The sequence below is a fragment of the Streptomyces deserti genome, assembly GCF_054782695.1.
Genome location: NZ_BAAGRZ010000008.1, coordinates 230,724 through 254,411, shown reverse-complemented (window position 1 = coordinate 254,411; position 23,688 = coordinate 230,724). Strand labels below are relative to the sequence as shown.

At 72.3% G+C, this 23,688-nt stretch carries 23 protein-coding genes; 5 read left to right on the top strand and 18 right to left on the bottom strand.

Annotated elements, in window-relative coordinates; genetic code table 11:
• Nucleotides 1-34 precede the first annotated feature (34 nt).
• The 4 genes from ACYVMZ_RS17405 to ACYVMZ_RS17390 are packed head-to-tail and all read right to left on the bottom strand — an operon-like array spanning nucleotide 35 to nucleotide 4,178.
• Nucleotides 35-1,279 (bottom strand): ketosynthase chain-length factor, encoded by a 1,245-nt coding sequence (locus ACYVMZ_RS17405; protein ID WP_461080498.1) that lies wholly within the window; start codon nucleotides 1,277-1,279, stop codon nucleotides 35-37.
• Nucleotides 1,276-2,544 carry a beta-ketoacyl-[acyl-carrier-protein] synthase family protein gene (locus tag ACYVMZ_RS17400; protein WP_461080496.1) on the bottom strand — a complete coding sequence of 423 codons (1,269 nt, stop codon included), beginning with the start codon at nucleotides 2,542-2,544 and terminating at the stop codon, nucleotides 1,276-1,278. Before ACYVMZ_RS17400 ends, ACYVMZ_RS17405 begins: the two co-directional genes overlap by 4 nt.
• Entirely contained in the window at nucleotides 2,541-2,966 is a 426-nt protein-coding gene (locus ACYVMZ_RS17395; RefSeq protein ID WP_461080494.1) for a cupin domain-containing protein, read from the bottom strand. The genes ACYVMZ_RS17400 and ACYVMZ_RS17395 overlap by 4 nt, the downstream gene beginning before the upstream one ends.
• Nucleotides 2,967-3,014: 48 nt before the next feature.
• Nucleotides 3,015-4,178: a SchA/CurD-like domain-containing protein gene (locus ACYVMZ_RS17390; RefSeq protein WP_461080492.1), complete on the bottom strand. Its 1,164-nt coding sequence runs from the start codon at nucleotides 4,176-4,178 to the stop codon at nucleotides 3,015-3,017.
• Nucleotides 4,179-4,412: 234 nt separating this feature from the next.
• Here ACYVMZ_RS17390 and ACYVMZ_RS17385 point away from each other — a divergent pair, with 234 nt between their 5' ends.
• The 3 genes from ACYVMZ_RS17385 (at nucleotide 4,413) to ACYVMZ_RS17375 (ending at nucleotide 7,973) form a co-directional block, all read left to right on the top strand.
• Nucleotides 4,413-6,074 (top strand): FAD-dependent oxidoreductase, encoded by a 1,662-nt coding sequence (locus tag ACYVMZ_RS17385; RefSeq protein WP_461080490.1) that lies wholly within the window; start codon nucleotides 4,413-4,415, stop codon nucleotides 6,072-6,074.
• Nucleotides 6,075-6,325: 251 nt separating this feature from the next.
• Nucleotides 6,326-7,324, top strand: coding sequence for an inorganic phosphate transporter (locus tag ACYVMZ_RS17380; protein ID WP_461080488.1), 999 nt, complete (start codon nucleotides 6,326-6,328; stop codon nucleotides 7,322-7,324).
• Nucleotides 7,325-7,343: 19 nt separating this feature from the next.
• A complete protein-coding gene (locus ACYVMZ_RS17375) occupies nucleotides 7,344-7,973 on the top strand; it encodes a hypothetical protein (RefSeq protein ID WP_461080486.1) in 630 nt (209 codons plus the stop codon).
• A gap of 37 nt (nucleotides 7,974-8,010) precedes the next feature.
• On the opposite strand, the gene ACYVMZ_RS17370 is transcribed toward ACYVMZ_RS17375, so the two are convergent.
• The 4 genes from ACYVMZ_RS17370 to ACYVMZ_RS17355 form a co-directional block, all read right to left on the bottom strand.
• Nucleotides 8,011-8,886, bottom strand: coding sequence for an SCO2400 family protein (locus ACYVMZ_RS17370; RefSeq protein WP_461080484.1), 876 nt, complete (start codon nucleotides 8,884-8,886; stop codon nucleotides 8,011-8,013).
• 261 nt (nucleotides 8,887-9,147) lie between these two features.
• Complete coding sequence (locus tag ACYVMZ_RS17365; RefSeq protein ID WP_461080482.1) at nucleotides 9,148-10,638, bottom strand: FG-GAP and VCBS repeat-containing protein; 1,491 nt, start codon at nucleotides 10,636-10,638, stop codon at nucleotides 9,148-9,150.
• A gap of 251 nt (nucleotides 10,639-10,889) precedes the next feature.
• Nucleotides 10,890-11,156: a DUF1326 domain-containing protein gene (locus ACYVMZ_RS17360; protein ID WP_461080480.1), complete on the bottom strand. Its 267-nt coding sequence runs from the start codon at nucleotides 11,154-11,156 to the stop codon at nucleotides 10,890-10,892.
• A 58-nt stretch (nucleotides 11,157-11,214) separates the two neighbouring features.
• Complete coding sequence (locus tag ACYVMZ_RS17355) at nucleotides 11,215-11,703, bottom strand: DUF4396 domain-containing protein (RefSeq protein ID WP_461080558.1); 489 nt, start codon at nucleotides 11,701-11,703, stop codon at nucleotides 11,215-11,217.
• Between the two features lie 433 nt (nucleotides 11,704-12,136).
• Between ACYVMZ_RS17355 and ACYVMZ_RS17350 the strand changes: the two genes are divergently transcribed.
• Complete coding sequence (locus ACYVMZ_RS17350) at nucleotides 12,137-13,816, top strand: lysyl oxidase family protein (RefSeq protein ID WP_461080478.1); 1,680 nt, start codon at nucleotides 12,137-12,139, stop codon at nucleotides 13,814-13,816.
• A gap of 148 nt (nucleotides 13,817-13,964) precedes the next feature.
• Here ACYVMZ_RS17350 and ACYVMZ_RS17345 read toward each other — a convergent pair whose 3' ends face one another.
• The 4 genes from ACYVMZ_RS17345 to ACYVMZ_RS17330 form a co-directional block, all read right to left on the bottom strand.
• Nucleotides 13,965-14,342, bottom strand: coding sequence for a hypothetical protein (locus tag ACYVMZ_RS17345; protein WP_461080476.1), 378 nt, complete (start codon nucleotides 14,340-14,342; stop codon nucleotides 13,965-13,967).
• A gap of 59 nt (nucleotides 14,343-14,401) precedes the next feature.
• Entirely contained in the window at nucleotides 14,402-14,737 is a 336-nt protein-coding gene (locus ACYVMZ_RS17340) for a CBS domain-containing protein (RefSeq protein WP_461080556.1), read from the bottom strand.
• A 283-nt stretch (nucleotides 14,738-15,020) separates the two neighbouring features.
• Nucleotides 15,021-15,224, bottom strand: coding sequence for a cold-shock protein (locus tag ACYVMZ_RS17335; RefSeq protein ID WP_007383480.1), 204 nt, complete (start codon nucleotides 15,222-15,224; stop codon nucleotides 15,021-15,023).
• A gap of 184 nt (nucleotides 15,225-15,408) precedes the next feature.
• Entirely contained in the window at nucleotides 15,409-16,434 is a 1,026-nt protein-coding gene (locus ACYVMZ_RS17330) for a LacI family DNA-binding transcriptional regulator (protein WP_461080474.1), read from the bottom strand.
• A 344-nt stretch (nucleotides 16,435-16,778) separates the two neighbouring features.
• Between ACYVMZ_RS17330 and ACYVMZ_RS17325 the strand changes: the two genes are divergently transcribed.
• Nucleotides 16,779-18,857, top strand: a complete 2,079-nt coding sequence (locus tag ACYVMZ_RS17325; protein ID WP_461080472.1) for a glycoside hydrolase — start codon at nucleotides 16,779-16,781, stop codon at nucleotides 18,855-18,857.
• A gap of 207 nt (nucleotides 18,858-19,064) precedes the next feature.
• Here ACYVMZ_RS17325 and ACYVMZ_RS17320 read toward each other — a convergent pair whose 3' ends face one another.
• The 6 genes from ACYVMZ_RS17320 to ACYVMZ_RS17295 form a co-directional block, all read right to left on the bottom strand.
• On the bottom strand, nucleotides 19,065-19,382 hold the full coding sequence (locus ACYVMZ_RS17320) for an SCO5918 family protein (protein WP_461080470.1): 318 nt from the start codon (nucleotides 19,380-19,382) through the stop codon (nucleotides 19,065-19,067).
• Between the two features lie 69 nt (nucleotides 19,383-19,451).
• Nucleotides 19,452-20,966, bottom strand: coding sequence for a DEAD/DEAH box helicase (locus tag ACYVMZ_RS17315; protein WP_461080468.1), 1,515 nt, complete (start codon nucleotides 20,964-20,966; stop codon nucleotides 19,452-19,454).
• A 256-nt stretch (nucleotides 20,967-21,222) separates the two neighbouring features.
• A complete protein-coding gene (locus ACYVMZ_RS17310; protein WP_461080466.1) occupies nucleotides 21,223-21,426 on the bottom strand; it encodes a cold-shock protein in 204 nt (67 codons plus the stop codon).
• 206 nt (nucleotides 21,427-21,632) lie between these two features.
• A complete protein-coding gene (locus ACYVMZ_RS17305) occupies nucleotides 21,633-22,118 on the bottom strand; it encodes a DUF5994 family protein (RefSeq protein WP_461080464.1) in 486 nt (161 codons plus the stop codon).
• 84 nt (nucleotides 22,119-22,202) lie between these two features.
• The gene (locus tag ACYVMZ_RS17300) at nucleotides 22,203-22,601 is read right to left on the bottom strand and encodes a DUF5994 family protein (RefSeq protein WP_461080462.1); all 399 of its coding nucleotides are present in this window, start codon (nucleotides 22,599-22,601) and stop codon (nucleotides 22,203-22,205) included.
• Between the two features lie 43 nt (nucleotides 22,602-22,644).
• A complete protein-coding gene (locus ACYVMZ_RS17295; protein WP_461080460.1) occupies nucleotides 22,645-23,655 on the bottom strand; it encodes an acyl-CoA desaturase in 1,011 nt (336 codons plus the stop codon).
• Nucleotides 23,656-23,688 lie beyond the last annotated feature (33 nt).

Below are 23,688 nucleotides of genomic sequence, written 5' to 3'. Positions count from 1 at the left end.
CGAGCAGGCGGAGAAGGCCCAGGAGGCCAGGGGCCTACTCGGGGAACGGTCCCCCGCCCTTGCGCAGGACCAGCGCCGCGTTGCAGCCCATGAGGCCGCGGCTGAGCACCAGGGCCGTGCGCGGCTCGGCGGGGCGGGGACGGCCGACCACCAGGTCGAGGTCGTGGCAGACGTCGAACACGTGCGGGGTCGGCGGGATCAGGTCGTGCTCCATGGCGAGCAGCGCGGTCGCCACGTCCAGGACCGCCGCCGCGCAGAACGCCCGGCCGATGCCCGTCTTGGGGGCGGTGACGGGGACGCGGCGCGCGTGCGGGCCGAGGGCGTCGGCGAGGGCGAGGGCCTCGGCGCGGTCGGCCTCGGGTACGCCGAGGGCGTCCGCGAACACGACGTCCACGTCCTCGGGACGGCAGCCGGCCTCGGCCAGGGCCGTGCCGATCGCGTGCGCCAGGCCGGCCCGGGACTCCTCCCAGCGGGAGGCGCCGGTGAACGTCGCCGCGTGGCCCGCGATCGTCGCCCGTACGTCGGCCCCGCGGTCGCGGGCCGCCCGCTCCTCCTCCAGGACGAACATCGCACCGCCCTCGGCGGGTACGAACCCGCAGGCGGCGGAGGTGAAGGGGCGGTAGGCCCGCTCCGGGTCGTCGCTGCGGCTCAGTTCCGGGTAGCCCAGCTGGCAGACCATCGAGTAGGGCGCCAGCGGGGCCTCGGTCGCGCCGACGACGATCGCGTCCGTGCCGCGTCGTACGGCCCCCGCGGCGTGCGCGAGGGCGTCGAGGCCGCCCGCCTCGTCGGCGGCCACCACACCGCAGGGGCCCTTGAAGCCGCCGCGGATGGAGATCTGGCCGGTGCTGGCCGCGTAGAACCAGGCGATCGACTGGTAGGGGCCGACGTACTTCGAGCCCTGGCCCCACAGCTTCTGCAGCTCGCGCTGGCCGAACTCGCCGCCACCGGAGCCCGCGGCGGTCACCACGCCCACGGAGAACGGGGATTCGATGTCCGCCTTGGCCAGCCGGGCGTCGTCCAAGGCCAGTTGGGCCGCCGCCAGGGCGAAGTGCGTGAAGCGGTCGGTCTGGACGAGGTACGTGTCCTCGATCAGGGCCGAGGCGTCGAAGTCGCGTACCAGGCCCGCGATGCGCAGCGGCAGGTGGTCGCAGCCGTCCCGGTCGATGCGGGCCAGACTGCTGGTGCCGTCCGCGGTGGTCTTCCAGAAGGTCTCCGCGTCGGTGCCGTGGGGTGCCACCACGCCGAGGCCGGTGACGACAGCTCGTCGGGGCTCGCTCATTGCAGCCTCCTTTCCGGTCCTGTCAGGACGACCGCGGACTGGAAGCCGCCGAAGCCGCTGCCCACCGACAGCACGCTGCGCAGCTCCCGCTCGCGTGCCACGCGCGGCACGTAGTCCAGGTCGCACTCGGGGTCCGGTGTCTCGTAGTTGGCCGTCGGCGGCACCACCTGGTGCGCCAGGGCGAGGACGCACGCGACGACCTCGATGGAGCCGATGGCGCCGAGCGAGTGGCCCACCATGGACTTGATCGAGCTCATCGGGGTGCGGTACGCGTGGTCGCCCAGCGACCGTTTGACGGCGGCGGTCTCGTGGCGGTCGTTCTGCTGGGTGCCGGAGCCGTGCGCGTTGACGTAGTCGATGTCCGTGCCGTTCAGGCGGGCCATGTCCAGGGAGATGTCGATGGCCCGTGCCATCTCCAGGCCGTCCCGGGTGAGCCCGGTCATGTGGTGGGCGTTGCCGAAGGTGGCGTAGCCGGCGAGTTCGCAGTAGACGTCCGCGCCGCGGGCCCGGGCGTGCTCGAGTTCCTCCAGGACGAGCACCGCGCCGCCCTCGCCCATCACGAACCCGTTGCGGTGCGCGTCGAAGGGGCGGGAGGCGTGTTCCGGGTCGTCGTTGTTCGGGGAGGTCGCCTTGATGGCGTCGAAGCACGCCATGGTGATCGGGGAGATCGGCGAATCCGAGGCGCCCGCTACGCAGACGTCGGCGCGTCCCTCGGCGATCGCGTGGTAGGCGTAGCCGACCGCGTCCAGCCCGGAGGTGCAGCCGGTGGAGACGGTCTGCACGGGGCCGCGCACGCCGAACTCCTCGGCGACCGTGGAGGCGAGCGTGCTGGGCGCGAAGGCGCGGTGCAGATGCGGACCGGCCCGCCGGTCGTCGACGTCCCAGCGGGAGCCGCGCTCGCTGACCAGGACGTAGTCGTGCTCCAGGCGGGTGGTGCCGCCGACCGCGGTGCCCAGCACGGCACCCATCCGCCAGGGGTCCTCGGCCGCGGGGTCCAGGCCCGCGTCGCGGACCGCCTCGGCGGCGGCGACCAGCGCGAACTGCACGTACCGGTCGCAGCGTTCGACGGTCTCCGCGTCCAGGCCGTGCGCCGCCGGGTCGAAGTCGCACTCGGCGGCGATCTGGGAGCGCAGCCCCACCGGGTCGAAGAGGGAGATCCGGCGGGTGGCCGTACGCCCGGCGGCCAGCAGGTCCCAGAACCGTGCCGCGCCGATGCCGCCCGGGGCGACTACGCCTATGCCGGTGACGGCGACCCGCCGGGTCATGACACCGCCCCGGCCGGTGCGGTGTCCTCGGCGTCCTGGGTGTCCTCGGTGTCGACGTGCCCGAGTTCGGGGCGGGGTGCCAGCGGGCCCAGGTGGAAGACGAGGCGTGCCTCGACGTCGCCGGCGTTGCGGAAGCGGTGCCGGACGTTCTTCGGGATGAACAGCCCCTGGCCGGTGCGCAGGGGCTGCGGTGCGCCGTCCAGGTCCACCTCGAAGGCGCCGTGGGTGACGAACACGAACTCCTCGGAGTACGGGTGGTAATGCTCGCCGATGCGCTCCCCGGGCCGTACGACGGCCATGCCCATGAACCCGCTGGTCGATCCGGCGGTCGTGGGCGTGAGCAGGGCCCGGACGTCTCCGCCGCGCCGTCGGTTGGGCGCGATGTCGTCGAAGTCGACGATGCGTGCCTGCTGTTGTGCCATGTCGGTCACTCCCTGAGGTGGGGGGATGAGGTGCCAAGGTGCGGGTGGTCAGGAGATCTGCGCCCGGCGGTCGGTGAGGGGCCGCATCCGGGCCTGCGCGAGGAGCCCCGGCAGGGCCCGCTCGTCCGTCAGGGGCTCGTCGAGGCCGAGAGCGGCGGTGTCCAGCAGCCGCGCGGCCTCGGCGAGGGCGTCCGGGTCGGGCAGGGCCAGGACGAGCCCCGGCGCGCGCTCCGGTGCGCCCGCCGTGTCGACGAGGCGGACGACGAGGTCGTCGCGGTGGAAGACGGTGCAGGCCAGCACCGGGCTGTCCGGGGCGCCCACGGCGGCCTCGTCCTGCCGGGCCAGCAGCCGGGCGAGCGCCTGGCCGTCACCCGGGCGGGCCGGGTAGTACAGCGCGCACCGCTGTACGCCGTCCGGTACGGCGTCCGCGGGGCGCCCGGACGTCACGTGGTGGACGGCGGGCAGCGCGGCCCGGGTGAAGAACCGGCGGGCCGACTGCGGGTCGGTGAGGTCCCGCTCCTGCTCCAGGTACGGGTTGATGGCCTCCTCGACGGCCCGGACCTCGGGCTGCCGGGCGACGTGCCGCAGCGCGGCCTGCAGGTCGCCCTGCACCTCGACCGCCCGCACGACCCGGTTGCCGTGCAGGAACAGGGAGGTGCGCAGCAGCCGTGTGGTGTCGTCCACGCGGGCGTCGGGCGAGGCGTAGTTCGACAGGATCTTCGCGACGTCCGGCTCGCTGCCGGGCCGGACGGTGAAGGTGATGGCGTGCCGGACCACGTTGTCGCCGACGCGGGGCGCCGGCTGCAGCCCGCCGCCGGCCGCCGTGTCGGCCCCGGCGCGCTCGCCGAACGTCTCGCGCAGCACCGAGTAGCGCATCGAGCGGGTGTCGCGGACGCAGGCCTCCATGGCCTTGACCGTCTCCAGGTGCTCCTCGCTGTTCACCCAGGCGAGGAACGGCGGCGCGCTCTCCCACTCGCTGGTGATGAGCCACTGGGTGGGGTTCTCCAGGCACTGGCAGAGCTGGTCGCTGATGTGGCCCGGCACGCCGGCGACCCGGTCGCGCATGTGCTCGTAGGCGTCCAGGAACTCCTGCTGCATCCCGTCGTGGATGTCCAGCATCAGCACGACCCGCAGCCGGGACCCGTCGAACGCGGAGAGCGGGACGAGGGTGTCGGGGCGCGGGACCGTCGACACAGCGGGGGAGACCGTCATGCGGCACACCTCTTCTTCGGGGAGCGAAAGCCGGACGTCGCGTCAGGTGACGGGGCGTGTCGGCCCCGTGAGCACGATCGTCCGCCGTGCCGCGCCACCTCGCGAACGCAACGGGTTAAGCGGGTGAAGTGTGGGGTGTGGTGCGCCGTGCTCCGGCCTGGTGGGGCATGCATGACGATCGCGGCCGTACGCGGCCGAGTCGGCGGACACGACGCGCTGGAGGGAAAGAGAGAGATGAACGAACGAGCCGATCACACCGACGAAACCGTCCACCGGGTCCCGGTCCTCATCGTCGGGGGTTCGCTGGTCGGCCTGTCGACGTCCGTGTTCCTGGGCCGGCTCGGCGTACCGCACACGCTGGTGGAGCGCCACGCCGGAACCTCGATCCACCCCCGCGGGCGCGGCAACAACGTCCGCACGATGGAGCTGTACCGGGTGGCCGGCGTGGAGCCCGGGATCCGTGCGGCCGCGGCGACCCTGGCCGGCAACCACGGCATCCTGCAGACGCCCACCCTGGTCGGTGACGCGGGCGAGTGGCTGTTCAAGGAGATCGACCCGGGCGGCGGACTGGCCCGCTTCAGCCCGAGCTCCTGGTGCCTGTGCAGCCAGAACGACCTGGAGCCCGTCCTGCTCGACCACGCCACGGACCTCGGCGGCGATCTGCGGTTCGCCACCGAGATGATGTCGTTCGAGACCGACTCCACCGGTGTCACCGCGATCGTCAAGAGCCGGGAGACGGGCAAGCACACGACGATCCGCGCGGACTACCTCGTCGCCGCCGACGGCCCCCGCAGCCCCGTCAGGGAGCAGCTCGGCATCGAGCAGAGCGGCCCCGGCGACCTGTTCAGCAACATCAGCGTCACCTTCCGCTCCCACGGCCTGGCCGATGTGGTGGGCGACCGGCGCTTCATCGTGTGCTACCTGACCAGCCCCGGCGCCGACGGCGCGCTGCTGCCGGTGGACAACCGCGAGCACTGGGTCTTCCACGCCCCCTGGCACCCCGAACAGGGCGAGACGCTGGAGGAGTTCACCGACGAGCGGTGCGCCGACCACATCCGCCGCGCGGTCGGCGTACCGGACCTGGACGTGGAGATCACCGGCCGGGCCCCCTGGCACGCCGCGCAGCGCGTCGCCCGCCAGTACCGCGCCGGGCGGGTCTTCCTGGCCGGCGACTCGGCGCACGAGATGTCCCCCACCGGCGCGTTCGGCTCCAACACCGGCATCCAGGACGCCCACAACCTCGCGTGGAAACTGGCCGCCGTGCTCGGCGGCTGGGCGGGTGACGGGCTGCTGGACACCTACGACGCCGAGCGCCGCCCGGTGGCCGAGGCGACCAGCGCCCGCGCCGCCGCCCGCTCCGTCGAGCACAGCCACCCCGGTTACGCCCCGGCGCCCGGCGCGGGCGGCGGCCGGCAGGGCGGCATCCTCAACGTGGCCCTCGGCTACCGCTACCCGCACGGCGCCGTGCTGGGCGCCGACCCGGCGACCCCCGTCGTCCCGGAGGCCCTGACCCTCACCGGTGACCCCGGCAGCAGGGCACCCCACCTGTGGGTCGACCGCGGCGGAGAACGCGTCTCCACCCTCGACCTGTACGAGCGTTCCCTGGTCCTGCTCAGCGACGCCGACACCCCGAACCCCTGGCACGAGGCCGCCGTCCGCCTCGTCGAGCAGCTGTCCGTGCCCCTCACCTCCTACCGGGTGGGCACGTCCCCCGACGCCGACCTCATCCCCGAGGACGACACGAACTGGGCGGCCCGCCACGGCACGCCCCCCGGCGGCGCGGTCCTCGTCCGCCCCGACGGCTTCGTCGCCTGGCGCACCACGGAACCGGTCCCGCCGGAGGAGACCGAACCGACGCTGCGGCACGTCCTGACGACGGTGCTGTCGCTGAACTGACCGTGGGCAGGTGATCGCGGCCTCGCCGTCGCCGAGTCGGGGATTGAGCGCGCCGCCGTGCCCCGGCCGCCGCCGCAGCCGCGGGGCGGGGCGGCGGCGGGGCGCACGGGATGCACCCGGGGTCGGCCGAGTGGGTGTCGTGCGTGCCCGTGCGCGGCTGCGGCGGGGGTTTCACGGCAGGATGGGAACAGGGCGTGGGCGCGCGGTCGTCCGGTGCCGTGACCGTGTGCGTGGCGAAAGGTGATCCGGCCATGGAGCTCACTCTGGTGGTGCTGATCATCGTCGTGGGCCTGACGTTCGACTTCACCAACGGCTTCCACGACGCCGCGAACGCGATCGCCACCTCCATCTCCACCCGGGCCCTCACGCCCCGGATCGCGCTGGCCATGGCCGCCGTCATGAACTTCGTCGGCGCGTTCCTGGGCACCGAGGTCGCCAAGACCGTCGGCAGCGGCATCATCGGCGCGCCCGAGGAGCTCTCCGGCCTGCTACTGGTGATGTGCGCGCTCATCGGCGCGATCGGCTGGAACGTCTTCACCTGGTGGCGGGGCCTGCCGACGTCCTCCTCGCACGCCCTGATCGGCGGACTGGTCGGTGCCGCCCTCGCCGCCTCCGCCACCGTGCACTGGTCCGGCATCGTGGAGAAGGTCCTGCTGCCGATGCTGCTGTCCCCGCTGGTCGGCGTGGCCCTCGGCTACACCCTGCACACGATCATCCTGTGGACGTTCCGCCACACCGCCCCGCGGCCCACCACCCGCCGCTTCCGCATGGCGCAGACCGTCTCCGCCGCCGCCATGGGGCTGGGGCACGGGCTGCAGGACGCGCAGAAGACCATGGGCGTGATCGTGCTGGCGCTGGTCACGGCGGGCTGGCAGGACGACTTCTCCGTGCCGATCTGGGTGGTCGCGGCCGTGGCCGCGGCGATGGCCGCGGGCACCTACAGCGGCGGCCGCCGCATCATCACCACCCTCGGCCGGCGCATCGTCCACCTCGACCCGCCGCGCGGCTTCGCCGCCGAGACCGCCGCGACGGCCGTCCTCTACACCACCGCGTTCGTCTTCAAGGCCCCCATCTCCACCACCCAGACCATCACCGCCGCGATCCTCGGCGCCGGTGCGACCCGGCGCATCTCGGCCGTGCGCTGGCAGGTGGCCCGCTCCATCTTCACCGCGTGGATCCTCACCTTCCCCGGAGCCGGGCTGCCCGCCGCCGCCCTCTACCTGATCCTGCACGCCATCACCGGCCTGTGACCTCAGCCGGAGGCCCACCATGCCCACCCCGCCCAATCCCCAGCCGGGCAGGCCCGCACGCGCCGGAGTTCCCGACGGCCTCCCCGCGCCCGGCCGCTTCAGCCATCTGCACCCCGACGACGGCGCCTGCCTGATGGAGACGGCCTCGCTGCTGGCGACCGGCCGCTTCACCGACAGTCCGCCGGGCACCCACCCGGTCCTCGCCGCGCTCGCCCGGGCGGTCAACGACGCCGTCGACGACCCCACCCGGCGCACCCTGTGGCCGCTGGCCGCCGACCTCGCCGACGCGGACCCCGCCGACCGCGCCTACGGTCCGCTGCTGGTCGGCATGGCCGTGGACGCCGCCCGCCGGGTGCGGCCCGCGTCCCTGCGCCTGAAACGGCGCAGCGCGGCCTGCCACGCCCGGGCCCGCCGGCTCGCTCACACCCGTACGCCGACGACACCGGCCCGCGTCGCCGACCTGCTGTGGTGGCACGGCCCCGGCCACCACCACCTCGAACACGCCCTGCGCGTCCTTCTCACCGCTCCCGACGCCGACCAGCGCCTGTCCCGGCTCCTCCGGCAGGCCGTGACCGAGGCCCGGACCGGGAACCGGGGCACGACGGGAGAGGCGTCGACCCGCGTGGAGACCTCTGCGCAGCGCGGGTGAATCCCGGCCCTGTGTTTGCAGCCGCCGGGCCGGTTGGTCAGCCGAGGCAGACCACGAGCAGGCAGAGCTGCTCCGGCTGGGTGGCCGCGGGTGCGGGGCTCGACTGTGCAGCTCCCGAGTCCGTGCTGTCGTTGGCCGCCGGGGGCGGAGGCGTCTGCTGGGGTGCCGTATCGCCGCGGTCGGGGGCCGTCGGTGCGGGGGCCGGGGGTGTGGTCCGCGGCTGCTGCGGTGACGTCACCGCCTTGTGGGGGGCGTCAGCGGCGTCCGGCCGGGGGCTCGGCGGCGTGGCGGCGGGGGTCGGGGCGGCGGTGGACAGCCGGAGCGGGGTGGTGGCCTCGGGTGCCCGCTCGGGGCGGGTGCGGGAGACGGGCTGGGTGGCGGGCCGGGTCGGTGTCGGGCGGGTGTACTGCTCCGCCGGTTCCTCCACGGAGCCCATGCCCTTGGGGTCCGGGGCCGTGGCCGCCTGGGCCCGGTCGCCGGAGGGGCGGTCCAGCGAGGCGACGGTCAGACCGCCGCCGACCAGTGCGACGGCCGTCGCGACCACGGCCCGGCGCTGGTTCTTCTTCCAGCGGGCCAGCTGCCGCCGCCGCGCCGCGCGCCCCTGCGGCACGGGTATCGCGCCCTCGGGACCGCCGTACGGCTCGTCCTGCGGGGCCGGTGCGGCCGGGGCGGCCCCCGTGTCGGCCCCGGCCTTCGTCTCGGGTCGGGTCGCGTAGGACGCGTCCGGGGCGCCCGACGCGTCGGAGGCCGGGAACTCCCATGCCGCCGTGCCGACCGCCGGCGTGGCGGTGGCCCGGCCCGGAATGGTGTGGCCGTCGGCGAGACCCGGAGCGATGTCCGGCGCGTAGGCGCCGCACCCGGGGCACACCAGGGCGCCGTTGAGGTGCCGACGACATGTGGAGCAGTAGTCCATCTGGGGTCTTCCTGGGTTGCAGCCGACGACCCGCCGGGCCGGGGCACCCGGTGGCGTTCGCATGGGGAAGCGACTGCCCAGTCACGCTAGCGGTGCTTTCGAAAGACCGTGTGCCTCCTGTGTGACGCTGCTGCGCAGATTCCTTGGAAGCCCGGCCGCGACCGCCGGGGTGGTGGTCGCGGCCGGGCAGGAGGGCCTGCCCGGTAACCGGTGGGCAGGTGTGCAGGTGAACCGGTGTGCCGGTGTCCGGTGAGCCGGGGATCAGCCGCCCAGGACCGAGCCGAACTCGGCGTTCGGGTAGGTGAAGCCGAAGGCCCGCTCGCTGAACGAGACCGCGCCGCTCGTCGTCAGCCCGGCCGCCGAGCCGCGCAGCACCCAGTCGGCACCGTCGCGGGCCGACCCGGAGAAGACGTCCTCGCCCTTCGCCGCGATCGCCACGTCCGCCGCGCCGTCGCCGTCGACGTCGGCGATCCGTACGGCGGAGCCGAACCAGTCGTCCGCCTCCGCGGCGCCCGGCACACCCCGGGTGGTCTGGTAGAACGCCTGGGCGCCGGTGCCGGTGAGGCCGGTGGCCGTGCCCTTGAGCAGGACCGTTCCGCCGGTCTGCGGCACCGTGCCGACCGCCTCGCCCGGCACGCCGACCGCCACGTCCGCGTAGCCGTCGCCGGTGACGTCGCCGACCGCGAGGGACGCGCCGAAGTTGTCGCCGGACTCGTTCGCGCCCGGGACGCCCGCGGTGTCCTGGTCGAGGGTGGCGGTGCGGTGGGCGCCGAGGCCCTCCGGGCTGCCGTAGCGGACGTGCACGAAGCCCGCGGCGTCGGCGTACTCGCCCGTGGTGGTCGCCGAGGCGGGGACGTGGCCGGTGACGAGGTCGGTGTAGCCGTCGTGGTCCACGTCCCCGGCGGCGGCCGCGACCGTGGGCGCCTCGTTCTCGCCGGCGGCGCCGACGCCCGGGTCCGTGACGGAGGCCCAGTCCAGCCGGTCGGCGCCCCAGGTGTAGACGGCGGTGTGCTGACAGTCCGCGGTGCCTTCACAGTTCTGGGGGCCCGTGACGACGAGCTGGGCCCGCCCGGCTCCGGTGAAGTCGCCCACGGTCAGGGTGCGGGGCTCGACGAACGCCCAGAAGTAGTGGGAGTACTTCGGGCCGGCCGGGACCGTGCGGCCCGCGAGGTCGTCGTACACCCACAGCTTGTTGCGGCTGAGCGCGGCGAGCTGCACGGTGCCGTCGCCGTCGAAGTCGCCCACGGCGACCTTCTTGGCGAAGTCCTTCTCCTGTTCGTAGGGGCTGGTGGCGAGCGGGCTGTCGATCTCGATGCCGCCGTTCACCAGGCCGTTCGCGCCGCCCCACAGGACGGTGAGGCTGCCGTACGAACCGCTGTTGTAGTCCATGCGCTCGCCGGGGGAGCCGACGACGAGGTCGGTGTAGCCGTCGGCGTCCAGGTCGCCGGTGGCGTACGTGCTGCCGAAACGGTCGCCGTACTCGGCGGTGCCCGGGACACCGGGGGAGTTCTGGGTGAGGGTGGCCGAGCGGGCGGGGGACACGCCGTCGGCGGAGCCGTACAGGACGGTGACCGAGCCGGCCGTGGCGGTGGTGCCGACGGTGGCTGCGGGGGTGGCCACGACGAGGTCGGCGACGCCGTCGCCGTTGAAGTCGTCGGCCGCGGTGGTGACCGCACTCGCCGTGGGGACGAGGGTCAGGGACAGGCCGGCGGATGCCGCGGCCACGGCGACGGCCAGGGTGCGTACGCGCAAAATCGCTCCAGTCTCGGAGGACAGCAGATCAGGCGTGGGGGGCCACCAGCACGACACTCGAGGTGGGGCGAGGGTTGTATGGGGGAGAGAAGGAAATCGGCGAGGCCGCGCGAGACCCCCGGGATCGACGAGATCGCGAGACCCCCGGGATCGGCGCGATCAGGGCCCCGCGCCAGGACGTGCCGGACCGAGGTCGCGTCGCAGGTGGGCCCATGGTCTCCTGGAGGTATCCGCGGGAGGACACCTATGCGTCACACCCGGACGTCCGTTTCCAACCCCACCCGGTCGCCCGCGCCGACCGGAGCCGGTGGCGGGTTGCTGCCGAGATCTCGCGGCCGCCTGGTTCCTCGTCGCGTTGATCGCCGTGCCTGCCTGGGCGCTGACCATCGGGCAGGCCGGGACATGGGGGATCGCTCCATGCCCAGGTACTCGCCGTAGAACTGGGTGAGCTGGCCGAACGGTCCGCCTTCCCGGCCGGACAGGATGCGTTCCAGCGCGTCCGCCTGCTCGTCGCTCACTCGCTGTCCACCACCAGCCCGACCTTCCAGTTGCCGGAGGTCATGTTGATCGTCCGTGTCAGTGGTAGGCGTGCACGACGGCGTGCCCCTTGCCGCGGCCGATCATCCACTTGTTGATCGGGGTGGTGACCAGGAAGGCGACGGCGAATCCGCCGAGCAGGGCCGACCAGAACAGCCCGTCGGACAGGTGGGCGTCCATCGCGCCGGTGAGGGCGATGATGGCGTTGTCGACGAACTCCATCACCGCGATCGAAACGGTGTCGGCGGCCAGCGCGACCTTGATCGCGGACTTGAGGTCCAGCCCGGCCCGGCGCACCGCGAACAGGGTGAACGAGTAGCCGAAGAGGAACGCCAGGCTGATCGCCAGAACCATGGTCGGCACGTTGTCCCACAGCAGTGCGGTGCCGATGACCATGCCGAGGATCTCGCCGATGGCGCAGCCGATCAGGCAGTGCAGCGTCGCCTTCGCGGCCGTACTCCAGGACGCTCGCGCGGGCGCGCCGTGGTGGTGGTGCGTGCTGTCGGTGTGATGAGCGATGTGGTCCATGACGTTCGTCCCCATTTCCGTCTCATGTGATCCGGTCCCCGGGTTCGACAGACACCAATCGTATACCCCCCGGGGGTATCAATGGAATAGGGGTGGCGAAGCTGGGACCGCCGAGAACGTCGTCGGCCTGGTCGTGGCCGTCGCCCTGCGAGGGCCGGAGCAGCGTGGAGCTCTGTGGACGCCTGGCCGGTGTCCCGGCGCCGCGCAGCAGCAGCTCCTGCGCGAGGTGTGGGGCGCGTCCCGCGGCGACAGGACCGAATATTCAGCAATTCCATCCTCGACAGGCAACCCGCACACCTGTCTCACCGGTCTCACAGGTTGCTCACAGACCCGCCCCGACTCCGGGGCGCGTGGGGTGCGTCCGCAGCGTCGGCCGGTCGTGGGCTGTCCAGTCCGATGCCACCTGACCATGGCACTCGCAGACGAGGAACCGATGACCAGTCAGCACAACCGCAAGCGCCTGAAGCGTTCGGCGTTGGCCGCAGGCGCCGCGCTCACCGTCGCCGTCGCCGGGGCGGGGGCCGCTCCCGGCGCGGGAGCGGCCCCGGCGAGTACGGCCGGCAAGCCGAAGCTCAAGCTGATCGCCGCGTCGAACTCCGTGACGCTCGACCGCTGGGAGGGGGAACCCGGCGTCTACCTGGACCTGGGGACGTACGTCACGGTCGACGACGTGCCACTGGAGTTCCAGGTGACACGGAAGTCGTACAAGGACCCCGTCGTCGCCCGGCAGATCATCCGCAACGGATCGAAGACGCAGACCAGGACCCTGCCCGCCGACCTGGTCAAGGACTTCTCGGGTCTGCCCGGCTTCCTCGAGGTGTCGATCAGGAACGCGGCCGGCGAGGAGGTGTCGACGACCCAGGGCTCCTTCTGCCCGAACAACGCCTCCGGGCGGATCCGTCCGGACGCCCCGGCCACCTCGAAGTATCCGGAGAGCTGCTCCACCAACCCGTTCACGCTGGGCTCGGTGTGGGGCGTCGAGAAGGGCTGGGCCGCCAACTCCAGCACCTTCGACTACGACAAGCCGGTCGACCTGCCGGCCGGTGAGTACACGGCCCAGGTCGCGGTCGCCAAGAAGTACCGCGACCTGTTCGGCATCCCCGACGACCGGCCGACCATCAAGGTGACGGTACGTCAGCACAGTGACGAGGGCGGACAGGGGCTGGCCTCGGCGAAGTCCTCCGCCCACCACGGCGCCGGGCACGACGCGCACCCCACCGGGCACTCCGCCGCCCACCACTACGGCCCCCGCGGCGCCGACGCGCCCACCCCGCCCGCCCTGTCGCACGCGCTCGAGGACCGCGGCACGGCACACCACCTGGGCGACGGACCGGGACACACCGACGGCTCGCGCATCGCACCCGCGCTGAAGCCGGCCGCGAAGCGGCCCACCGGCAAGGCGGGCGCCCCGGCGAACGTGCCCAAGCCGGACCTGCGGTCGCTGCCCGCGTGGGACATCGCCATCACCGACGGCGAGGACGGGGACCTGCCCGGCAAGGACTACCTCGCCTTCAGCGCCAACGTCTGGAACGCGGGCCCCGCACCCCTGGTCGTGGACGGCTTCCGCAGCCCCGGCAAGGACCTGATGGACGCCTACCAGTACTTCTACGACGCGAACGGCAAGCAGGTCGGCTACACGCCCACCGGCACCATGGAGTGGGACCCGCGCGAGGGCCATGAGCACTGGCACTTCACGGACTTCGCCAGCTACCGGCTGCTGAGCGCGGACCAGACCAAGGAGGTGCGCAGCGGCAAGGAGGCGTTCTGCCTGGCCAACACCGACGCCATCGACTACACGGTGAAGAACGCCAACTGGAAGCCGAGGAACACCGACCTGTCCACCGCCTGCGGCCAGCAAAACTCGATCTCGGTCCGCGAGGTCCTCGACGTCGGCTCCGGCGACACCTACACCCAGTACCGCCCCGGCCAGTCCTTCGACATCACCGACCTGCCGAACGGCACGTACTACATCCAGGTGATCGCCAACCCGGAGAAGCGGCTGCAGGAGACGAACCTGGACAACAACGTCGCCCTGCGCAAGGTGATCCTGGGCGGTGAGCCGGGCGCCCGCACGGTGAGCGTGCCGCCGCACGACCTGATCGACGCTCCGTAAGGGATTTCGTCAGAGACCCCGCAACGGTCTCCGCCGGAGACGCCGGAGACGCCGGGGACGGCGGAGACCGTGTGGCCCTGGGCCCTGCGCATCGGCGCGGGTTCCAGGGCCACCGTGTCCCGCGGAAGCCGGAACTGACGGCTCCGGCTCACTGGTCCGAGTAGCCGATGTCCCCCACGGTCCAGGCGCTGACGTCCGCCAGCGCGACGCGGTACATGCCGCCCGTGTCGGGGATGCCGAAGCTGCCCTGGAGGATCCGGGCGAGGTGGAAGTGGAGGTGGGTGGGCCGGGTGTCGCTCCGTGGCGGCTCGCCGCCCGGGTCGGTCGTGGTGAACGCGGCGGCGAAGGGCCTCAGCTGCTCGGAATCCCGCAGCACCTCGGCCACGCGCTCGTTCCACATGGCCTCGGGGGCCAGCCGTCCCGTGATCACGGCCCCGGGGACCACCACGGTCAGGGACATCCGGCTGCTTCGCTCCGACTCCACCAACGTGGCGATGCGGACGAGCAGTTCATCTGGGTGCGCCATGGGCGAGGAGCCTAGTCCAGTGGGGGCGCCGCGCAGGGGAGGAGCCCCGCTTGAGGAGGTCAGGGGGTGAGGGCGAGGACGCCCAGGGTGTAGCCGTGCTCGTCGACGACGGGGGACATGTCGAGGGTCCGTACCCGCATGGCGTCCTCCGCGTCGGTGAGCTCCGCCGCGGACGACGTGAACGGCCCGCGGTCGAGCGGGATGTCCCGCAGTCGTGTCCGGTCGCTGAACCACGAGCCACCACGGTGGGCGTCGAGCTGGGCCCGGGTGACCAGACCGGCGCACCGGCCGTCCTCGTCCCGGAGGACCAGGTGGGTGACGCGGGCACCGATGAGCACGGACAGGGCCACGTCGACCGCCATGTGGTCGTCGACCTGGGGTCCGGGAGCGTTCATGGCGTCACGAGCCGTCAGGCCGGTGCCGTTGCCCGGCCAGGCCCACGTCTGCAGGGTCGTCAAAGGCTTCTCCTCTTCGATGGGGGCAGGTCCTCGGCCGACGCGAAGGCCCGGCCGCCGCGAAGACTCGGCTGACGCGAAGACTCGGTCGGCGAAAAAGCACGGTGGGCGCACAAGCTCGGTCGGCACACAAGCTCGGTCGGCACAAAAAAAGGGAGCAGCAATGGGTCGGGGCCCGCACCCCTAGAAGTGCGGGCCCCGACTCGCGCAGAACGCGTCGACGTCAGGCGGGAACGATGTTCTCGGCCTGCGGGCCCTTCTGACCCTGCGTGACGTCGAAGGTCACCTTCTGGCCTTCCTGAAGCTCACGGAAGCCGGAGGTGGCGATGTTCGAGTAGTGGGCGAAGACGTCAGCGCCGCCGCCGTCCTGCTCGATGAAGCCAAAACCCTTTTCCGCGTTGAACCACTTCACGGTGCCAGATGCCATATCAAATCTCCTTCGGGGCAGTGCCCGGAATCCGCACTGTGCGGAAGCCGGAGTCGCCGCGATGATCACCCCTCCGGAAAATCCGGAACACTCCGGAAACAACAAGAGCGCTCGTCGACGGAAGGTCGAAAGAGCGCTCGAAGTCTCTGGTAACCAAAACTGCAACTGTTATCACGGTAGCACCTCACGAGCCCGAGCGCACTGTTTTACGAGGAGGACTTGTGCTGGTGCGCGTCACAAGGCGCGTCGGGACGAGCGTGGTGCCGTGTTCCGTCCCGTCCCGCGCGTCCTCCCGTGCGCCCTGGCGGATCTTGCCGAGGACGCCCTCGACGCAGAGCCGTCCCACCTCGGCGAAGTCCTGGTGGACGGTGGTGAGGGGAGGCAGGAAGGACGCCGCCTCGGGGATGTCGTCGAAGCCGACGACGCTGACGTCGTCGGGGACTTTCCGGCCGCGTTCGTGCAGGGCGCGCAGCAGGCCCAGGGCCATCTGGTCGTTGGCGGCGAACACGGCCGTGCAGTCCGGCTCGTCGGCCAGCCGGAGGCCGGCCCGGTACCCGGATTCGGCCGACCAGTCCCCGCGCACCAGGGGCGGCGGGACGCGGCCCGCCTCGGTGAGGGTGGTGCGCCAGGCGCCCGCACGGCGCTGGGCGGCGAAGGAGCCCTCGGGTCCGGCCAGGTGCCACACCGTGTCGTGGCCGAGGTCCAGCAGATGCCGTACGGCGTCCCGGGCGCCGCCCGCCTGGTCGGTGTCGACGACGGTGTAGCGGTCGCCGGCGTCGGAGTCGGCCACGACGACCTGCACGCCGGGCGGCAGCGCGACGGTCGCCGCGTCGAGCAGATGGATCTCCATGATGACGATGACGGCGTCCACGGCGAGTTCGCCGAGGCGTGAGAAGGCGCCGTTCACCTCGTCCTGGGTGGGCACGGCGACGGGCAGGAGGGTGACGGCGTAGCCGCGCCGGGCGGCGGAGGTGGCGATCGCCTCCAGGGTGCGGATGTTGCCCATGGTGGAGAGGGAGAAGGTGATCACACCGAGGGTGCGGAACTCGCCGCGTCTGAGCGCCCGTGCGGCGCTGTTGGGCCGGTAGCCCAGCTCCCGCATCGCGGCCAGGACCTGCCGCCGGGTCTCCTCGGTCACCCCGGGGAAGCCGTTGGAGACGCGGGAGACCGTCTGGGAGGAGACACCGGCCAGGCGGGCGACGTCGGCCATGGAGGCCCCCTGCCGGGGGCGGGCGGCGCGTTTTCCCGTACGCACGCCTGTCTGGCCCGTACGGCTTCCCGCCCGGCGTGCTCCCACCGGTGCCGGTGTGCTGTCGGCGTCGGCTGTGTCCACCCTGTCCCCCACGTCCCCTGGTTGCGCAACTTTCGGTCCGGAACGACTCCTTGACCGTCGAGATTCGGACAGTGTAGACATCGCGCCAGTGCATGTTTACGTAAACATCGCCCGCAGAAACCGTACGAGAAGGCATCAAAAGGAACAAGTCGCACCACGTAGGCCCCGATCTCTGTGTCCCGCCGGGACGCGCGGCACACAGAAGAGTTGGAGTACTCGAGATGGCACACCGCACCCGTACGAGACGGCTCCTGGGGGCCATCGGCATCACCGCCCTCGCGACCGGGACCGTTCTGGCCACCACCGCGCTGCCGGCCGCGCACGCCGAGACGACGACCGGCACGGCCGCCACCGCCGCGGTGACCGTCCGGCCCGACCCCTCCTACCGGCAGGAGCGGTTCGAGGGCTGGGGCACCAGCCTGGTCTGGTTCGCCAACGCCACCGGCGACTATCCCCCGCAGATACGGGAGAAGCTGGCCCGGCTCCTCTTCGGGGACGACGGCCTCGCCCTGAACATCGCCCGCTACAACATCGGCGGCGGCAACGCCCCGGACGTGAAGGACTACCTCCGCCCGGGAGGCGCGGTCGAGGGCTGGTGGAAGGCCCCGGCGGGCACCACCCGCGAGGACGTCGACTGGTGGGACGCCGACGACCCCGCCGACTGGAACGAGAACGCCGACGCCACGCAGCGCTGGTGGGTAGACCGCATCAAGAAGGACATCACCCACTGGGAGACGTTCAGCAACTCGCCGCCGTGGTTCATGACGGTCAGCGGCTATGTCTCGGGCGGTTTCGACGCGAACGCCGACCAGCTCAAGACCGAGTCCGTGGACGACTTCGCCAAGTACCTGGTCGGCGCCACCGAACGGCTGGAGAAGGCGCACGGCATCAAGGTCGACACCCTGGACCCGTTCAACGAGCCGAACACCGGCTACTGGGGCACGCGGCTCGGCCCGGACGGCGAGCCGGTCGGCGGCCGCCAGGAGGGCGCCCACATGGGCCCCGAACTCCAGCAGAAGGTGCTCCGCGCGCTGGCCCCGACCCTGGAGAAGTCCAGGACCAACGCGGAGATCTCCGCAATGGACGAGACCAACCCGGGCATCTTCGCCACGAACTGGAACTCCTACCCCCAGGACGTGCGCGACCTCGTCGGCCAGATGAACGTCCACACCTACGGCACCGGCCAGCGCACCACCGTCCGCGACCTGGCCAAGGCCGCCGACAAGCCGCTGTGGATGAGCGAGGTCGAGGGCGACTGGGGCGACGGCCAGAGCTTCACGGACATGCGGCCCGGCCTGGGCCTGGCCCAGCGCATCGTCGACGACCTGCGTGAACTGGAGCCCCGCGCCTGGGTGTTCTGGCAGCCGGTCGAGGACTACGACAACATGAAGCCCGGCGGCGAGTCCGCGAAGGGCGGCAACTGGGGCGAGATCCAGATCCCCTTCAGCTGCACCAAGAAGGACACCCTGGAGACCTGCCCGATCTACACCAACACCAAGTTCGACACCGCCCGCAACTTCACCCACTACATCAAGCCCGGCGACCGGCTGATCAAGACGAACGACACCTCCAGCGCCGCGGCGGTCTCCCGCAAGGGCGACGCGGCGACCGTCGTCCACGTCAACAGCACCACCGAGGCCCGCGAGGTCACGCTCGACCTGTCGAAGTTCGGCCGCGTCTCCTCCCGTGCCACCGTCACCCCGGTGGTGACCAGCGCCGACGGCAAGCTGGAGCGGCAGCAGCCCGTCCGGGTCTCCGGCGAGCAGGCCACCGTCACCGTGCCCGCCCAGTCCGTGACGTCCTTCCTCGTCAAGGGCGTCTCCGGCGTCGCCGAGGACGCGGCCGAGCTGAAGAAGGGCCACACCTACCGGCTGACTGGCGTCCAGAGCGGCAAGGACCTCACCGTCGCCGCCGACGGCACCGGCCTGGTGATCAAGAGCGCCGACGCGGCCGACCCGAGCGGTCAGCAGTGGCGGGTGGAGCAGATCAGCGGCACCGACAACCGGAAGCGGTACGTCTTCGCCGCGGCGGAGGCGGGAAAGCGCCTGGCCATCCGCGACGGCGCCCTGGTGGCCGAGCCCGCCGAGGGCCGCCCCGACAGCGCCGCCCAGTGGATCATGTCCACGACCGGCGACGGCACCTGGACCCTCGTCAACGCCGCCACCGGCCAGCTCCCGGACGTCTTCGGCCAGGCCACCGGTGACGGAGCCAAGGTCGGCGTGTGGTGGCCGAACTCCGGCCCCAACCAGCGCTGGAAGGTGACCGACGTGACGGCCGGCGCCGCTTCACCGGCGGAGTAGCGCGCAGCTGCGGATGACGCCCCCGGCCCGGCCGCCGTATTCCGGTGGCCGGGCCGGGGGCGTCGCGTCGCCGGCACGCACCTGCCACGGCTTGCGAAAGTGTTTCGCGTAACCGAGGAGCCGCAGGGCAGTACGAACACGAAGAGGGCCTGGCCGACGCGTGTCGGCAGGGCCCTCTCCGGATCCGTCGGCGGTTTCCGCCGCTCCTCAGACGTCCTGCGGGGCGGGGCTGCCGAGCAGCTCCGACGCGGTCTGGAGCGGAGTGGCGGCGGCCCGCACGGGTGTGGCGTCGGGGTGCTCGTGGCAGGTGAAGCCGAGGCGGGTCATGGCCCGGATGACCTCACCGCTGCTGAAGTCGCGGCGGTCCTGCCGGGTGATGACCTCGCCGACCTGCTTGACGGGGTAGCGGCGGCGGCCGATGGTCACGGACTCAGCCGTGACGAGCTCGGGCGTGACGCCCTTCATGGCGGCCAGCACGTCGTTCTTGGTCAGGTCGAACGGGTACCGGGCGATGACACAGCGCATGATGCCTCACAGGGGGATGGGGAGCGGACTGACCAGGGGAGGGAATCAGGGGTGTGCTGCATCTGAAGGCTAGGCCGCCGGGCCGAGCGCGGAGGACTGCCGCCGTGCCGTGCGGCGCGGCGCTTCACCGGTGGTGCCGCCCTGGGCGGGGCGACCGCGGCGGCCACGACGCCCACGGGACGAAGACGTGGCGGACGCGGCGCGGCGGGGGCGTTCCACGACCGGCACGGTGATGACGACGGGGACACCGGACGGCGTCTGGGCCCCGGTGATGCGGGTCAGCTCCGCCTCGCCCGAACGTACCGGGGTGACCTTCGGGGTGACGCCGGCCGAGGCCATCAGCCGGCTCATGTCCCGGCGCTGGTCGGGGGTCACCAGGGTGACGACGCTGCCGGACTCGCCCGCGCGGGCGGTGCGTCCGCCGCGGTGCAGGTAGTCCTTGGGGTCGGTGGGCGGGTCGACGTTGACGACCAGGTCGAGGTTGTCGACGTGGATCCCGCGCGCCGCGACATTGGTCGCCACCAGCACGGTCACGTGCCCGCTCTTGAACTGCTCCAGGGTGCGGGTGCGCTGCGGCTGGGACTTGCCGCCGTGCAGGGCCGCGGCGCGCACACCGCTCTTCAGCAGGTGCTTGGTCAGCCGGTCCACCGCGTGCTTGGTGTCCAGGAACATGATCACCCGGCCGTCGCGGGCCGCGATCTCGGTGGTGGTGCGCTGCTTGTCCGTGTCGTGCACGTGGAGCACGTGGTGCTCCATCGTGGTGACGGCGCCCGCCGACGGATCGACGGAGTGGACGACCGGGTCGGTCAGGTAGCGGCGGACGAGCAGGTCGACGTTGCGGTCCAGGGTGGCCGAGAACAGCATCCGCTGCCCCTGGGGACGCACCTGGTCGAGCAGCGCGGTGACCTGGGGCATGAAGCCCATGTCGGCCATCTGGTCGGCCTCGTCGAGGACGGTGATGGTGACGTCGTCCAGTCGGCAGTCGCCCCGGTCGATGAGGTCCTTCAGCCGTCCCGGTGTCGCGACGACGACCTCGGCCCCGCCCCGCAGCGCACCGGCCTGCTTGCCGATCGACATCCCGCCGACCACGGTGGCCAGCCGCAGCCGCACGGCACGGGCGTACGGGGTGAGCGCGTCGGTGACCTGCTGGGCGAGCTCACGGGTGGGGACGAGGACGAGGGCCAGCGGCTGCCGGGGCTCGGCGCGCCGGCCGGCGGTACGGGCCAGCATCGCCAGGCCGAAGGCGAGCGTCTTGCCCGAACCGGTGCGGCCACGGCCGAGTACGTCACGGCCGGCCAGGGAGTTCGGCAAGGTCGCCGCCTGGATGGGGAACGGTACGGTCACGCCTTCCTGGCCGAGCGCGGCCAGGATCGGCGCCGGCAGGTCGAGATCGGCGAACGCCTCGACGGCGGGCAGCGCGGGCGTCGTCGTCACCGGCAGGGCGAACTCGCCCTGCGGGGCGGCCGGTCGGCGTCCGTAGCTGCTCTTGGAGCGGCGCGGGGCGGAGGAGCGGTTGCCGGCGGAGCGGTTGCCGGAGGGGCCGCCGAAGCGGTCATAGGTGCGCGTCGTACGTGCACGGCTCATGCGAAACCTTCACATTTCCTTGATGCGGCACGTATCAAGGAAATCGCGCTGCTGGGGAGCGGCGCGAAGAATCGCGAGAACGAGCCGGAGATGATGGGGGCGTGCCGGATCGATTCCGTCGATGCGACGGAATCGGTGAGGGATATGTCACCGTCGTCCGGTGGGGAATCCTCGTGAGGCGCCCGGGAATGGAGCGAGCTGGGGCCCGCACCCCAAGGTGCGGGCCCCAGCTGCGAAGTGAACGTCAGTGCGCGTGTCAGGCGGGAACGATGTTCTCGGCGGTCGGGCCCTTCTGGCCCTGCGCGACGTCGAACGTCACCTTCTGGCCCTCCTGAAGCTCGCGGAAGCCCTGGGTGGCGATGTTCGAGTAGTGGGCGAAGACGTCGGCGCCGCCGCCGTCCTGCTCGATGAAGCCGAAGCCCTTTTCCGCGTTGAACCACTTCACGGTGCCAGATGCCATTTTTTTCTCCTTCGGTACGGTGTTGGGAGTCTGCACTGTGCGGACTCCGGTCGCCGTGATGATCACCCCGTCGGAAAAAAACCTTCTGGCAACCACAACTGCAACTGACATCGACAGTACCACGGCCTGATCGTCCATGCGCGGGAAACAATTTCACGCCGTCAGCCGGCCGGGGAATATTCGCGGACACCGCGGAAAATTCCCGCTTACGACGACGAATTTCGCTGGTCCGTGCCGGTGTCGATGAGGATCTGCTCCGCCCGCTTGGGGTTGTCGGTGCGGACCGCTTCGGCCATCGCGGCCCGCGCCGCCTCCGGGGAGGCGTCCGGCGGGACCACGAGCAGGGAGAACAGGTCCTGTTCGCCGCGGGTCACGAGCGCGGTGCCGTCCCCCACGGAGAAGGCGTCGATGTGCACCACACGGTCGTCGACGGTCATCCGTGTCGGCAGTTCGTCCCAGGCCGCGCGGTCCAGGCCGATCCGGATAACGGACCCGATGTGCTCGGTCAACGCCCTGATCAGGCCGGGAAGTTCGGCGGCGAGGTCCCTGGAGCGGGGCCACCACGCACCGTCGAGGATGCCCCGGCGGTCGTGGGTCGTGCTGAGCCGCAGCAGGGCCGTGCCGCGGCGCACGGACGCGTGCACGCCGTCCGCCAGGAGTCCTGCCCGAGGCGCGGGATCGGTGTCGGACATCACCCTCACCTGCCTGTCGCTCTCCTGGCGTCCACGCTACTCCCGGCCGCGGGGGACCGGGGGTCGGGCCGCGGGGGACCAGGGTCAGGTGTGGTCCCGCAGCGCGGCCGTGATGAGCGGCTCGGCCGCCTCCTCGGCGGTGTCGGGCGGCACGACCAGCAGGTCCCGGCGGCCGTGGCCGGGGGCGAGCAGGACCACGGTGTTCGGGGCGTGCAGCGCGGTCGCCTTGCACAGGCGTACGACCTGGTTGGCGACGAGCATCCGGCCCGGGGCCGCGGACCAGGCCGCTCCGTTCACCGTGACGCTGGTGATGTGCCCCCAGGCGCGCGGCAGCGCGGCGAGCAGTTGCGGAAGCTCCGTCAGGAGGTCGTACGAGCGGGGCCACCAGGCACCGTCGAGGCGGCGCGGCAGCGTGCTGTGGGGCGCGAGGCGCAGGCGCAGGAGGGCGCCGGTGGGCGGTTCGGGCGGTGCTTCGGTGATCATGATGGTTTCCTTCGGCTGGCTGTGCGGAGAGCGGCGGTCCGGGTCAGGCACGGCGGGCGGCCAGGCGGTCCGAGGTGGGCCAGCGCACGTCGGACACCCAGCCGAGGCGCTCGAAGAGGCGGATGACGGCGGCCGACGGGTCGATCTGACCCCGGTCGACGCCGTGCCGGGCGCTGGTGGGGTCGGCGTGGTGGAGGTTGTGCCAGCTCTCCCCGAAGGAGAGCAGCGCCAGCGGCCACAGGTTGGTGGCCCGGTCGTGGCGCCGGGTGCGGAAGGGCCGCTTGCCCAGCACGTGGCACAGCGAGTTGACGCTCCAGGTCACGTGGTGCAGCAGGGCGATGCGTACGAGCCCCGCCCACAGCATGGCGGTCAGCGCGTGGACCCAGGTGCCGCCGATGGCCCAGCCGATGCCGAAGGGCAGCGCGAGCGTGAGGAGGCACAGCGCCGGGAAGGCCCGGGAGACGGCCCGGATGTCGCGGTCGGCCAGCAGGTCGGGGGCGTACCGCTCGGCGGGCGTGGGGTCGTTGCGGAACAGCCAGCCGACGTGGGCGTCCAGCAGTCCGCGCAACTGGCCGCGCAGATGGGTGCCGTAGCGGTACGGGGAGTGGGGGTCGCCGGGCCGGTCCGTGAAGGCGTGGTGGCGGCGGTGCGTGGCCACCCAGCCGATGACGTCGCCCTGGAAGCTCATCGACCCGGCCACCGCCAGCGCGATGCGCACGGGACGGACGGCACGGTAGCCGCCGTGCGTGAGGCCGCGGTGGAAGCCGACGGTGACGCCGAGGCCCGTGATCGTGTACAGGACGAGCGCGAGGACGATGTCGGTGGGACGGATGAAGCTGCCCCACAGCCACCAGCCCGCCGCGCCGAGCGCCAGGAACGGCAGCACGACGATCGCCGCCGTCACCGCCACGTACACGCGGTCGGAGCCGCCGCGGGCGGGCGCCGGCCCACCGGACGGGAAGGGCGCCGCTCCGTCGTACGCCTGCGAGGGGCGGGCGGCGTCCGGCGGGGACGCCGCCGGTGAGGGAACGGTCGCGGGGGAATCGAACGGCATGACGGGGCTCCTCGGCCTCGGTGAAGGGGTCCT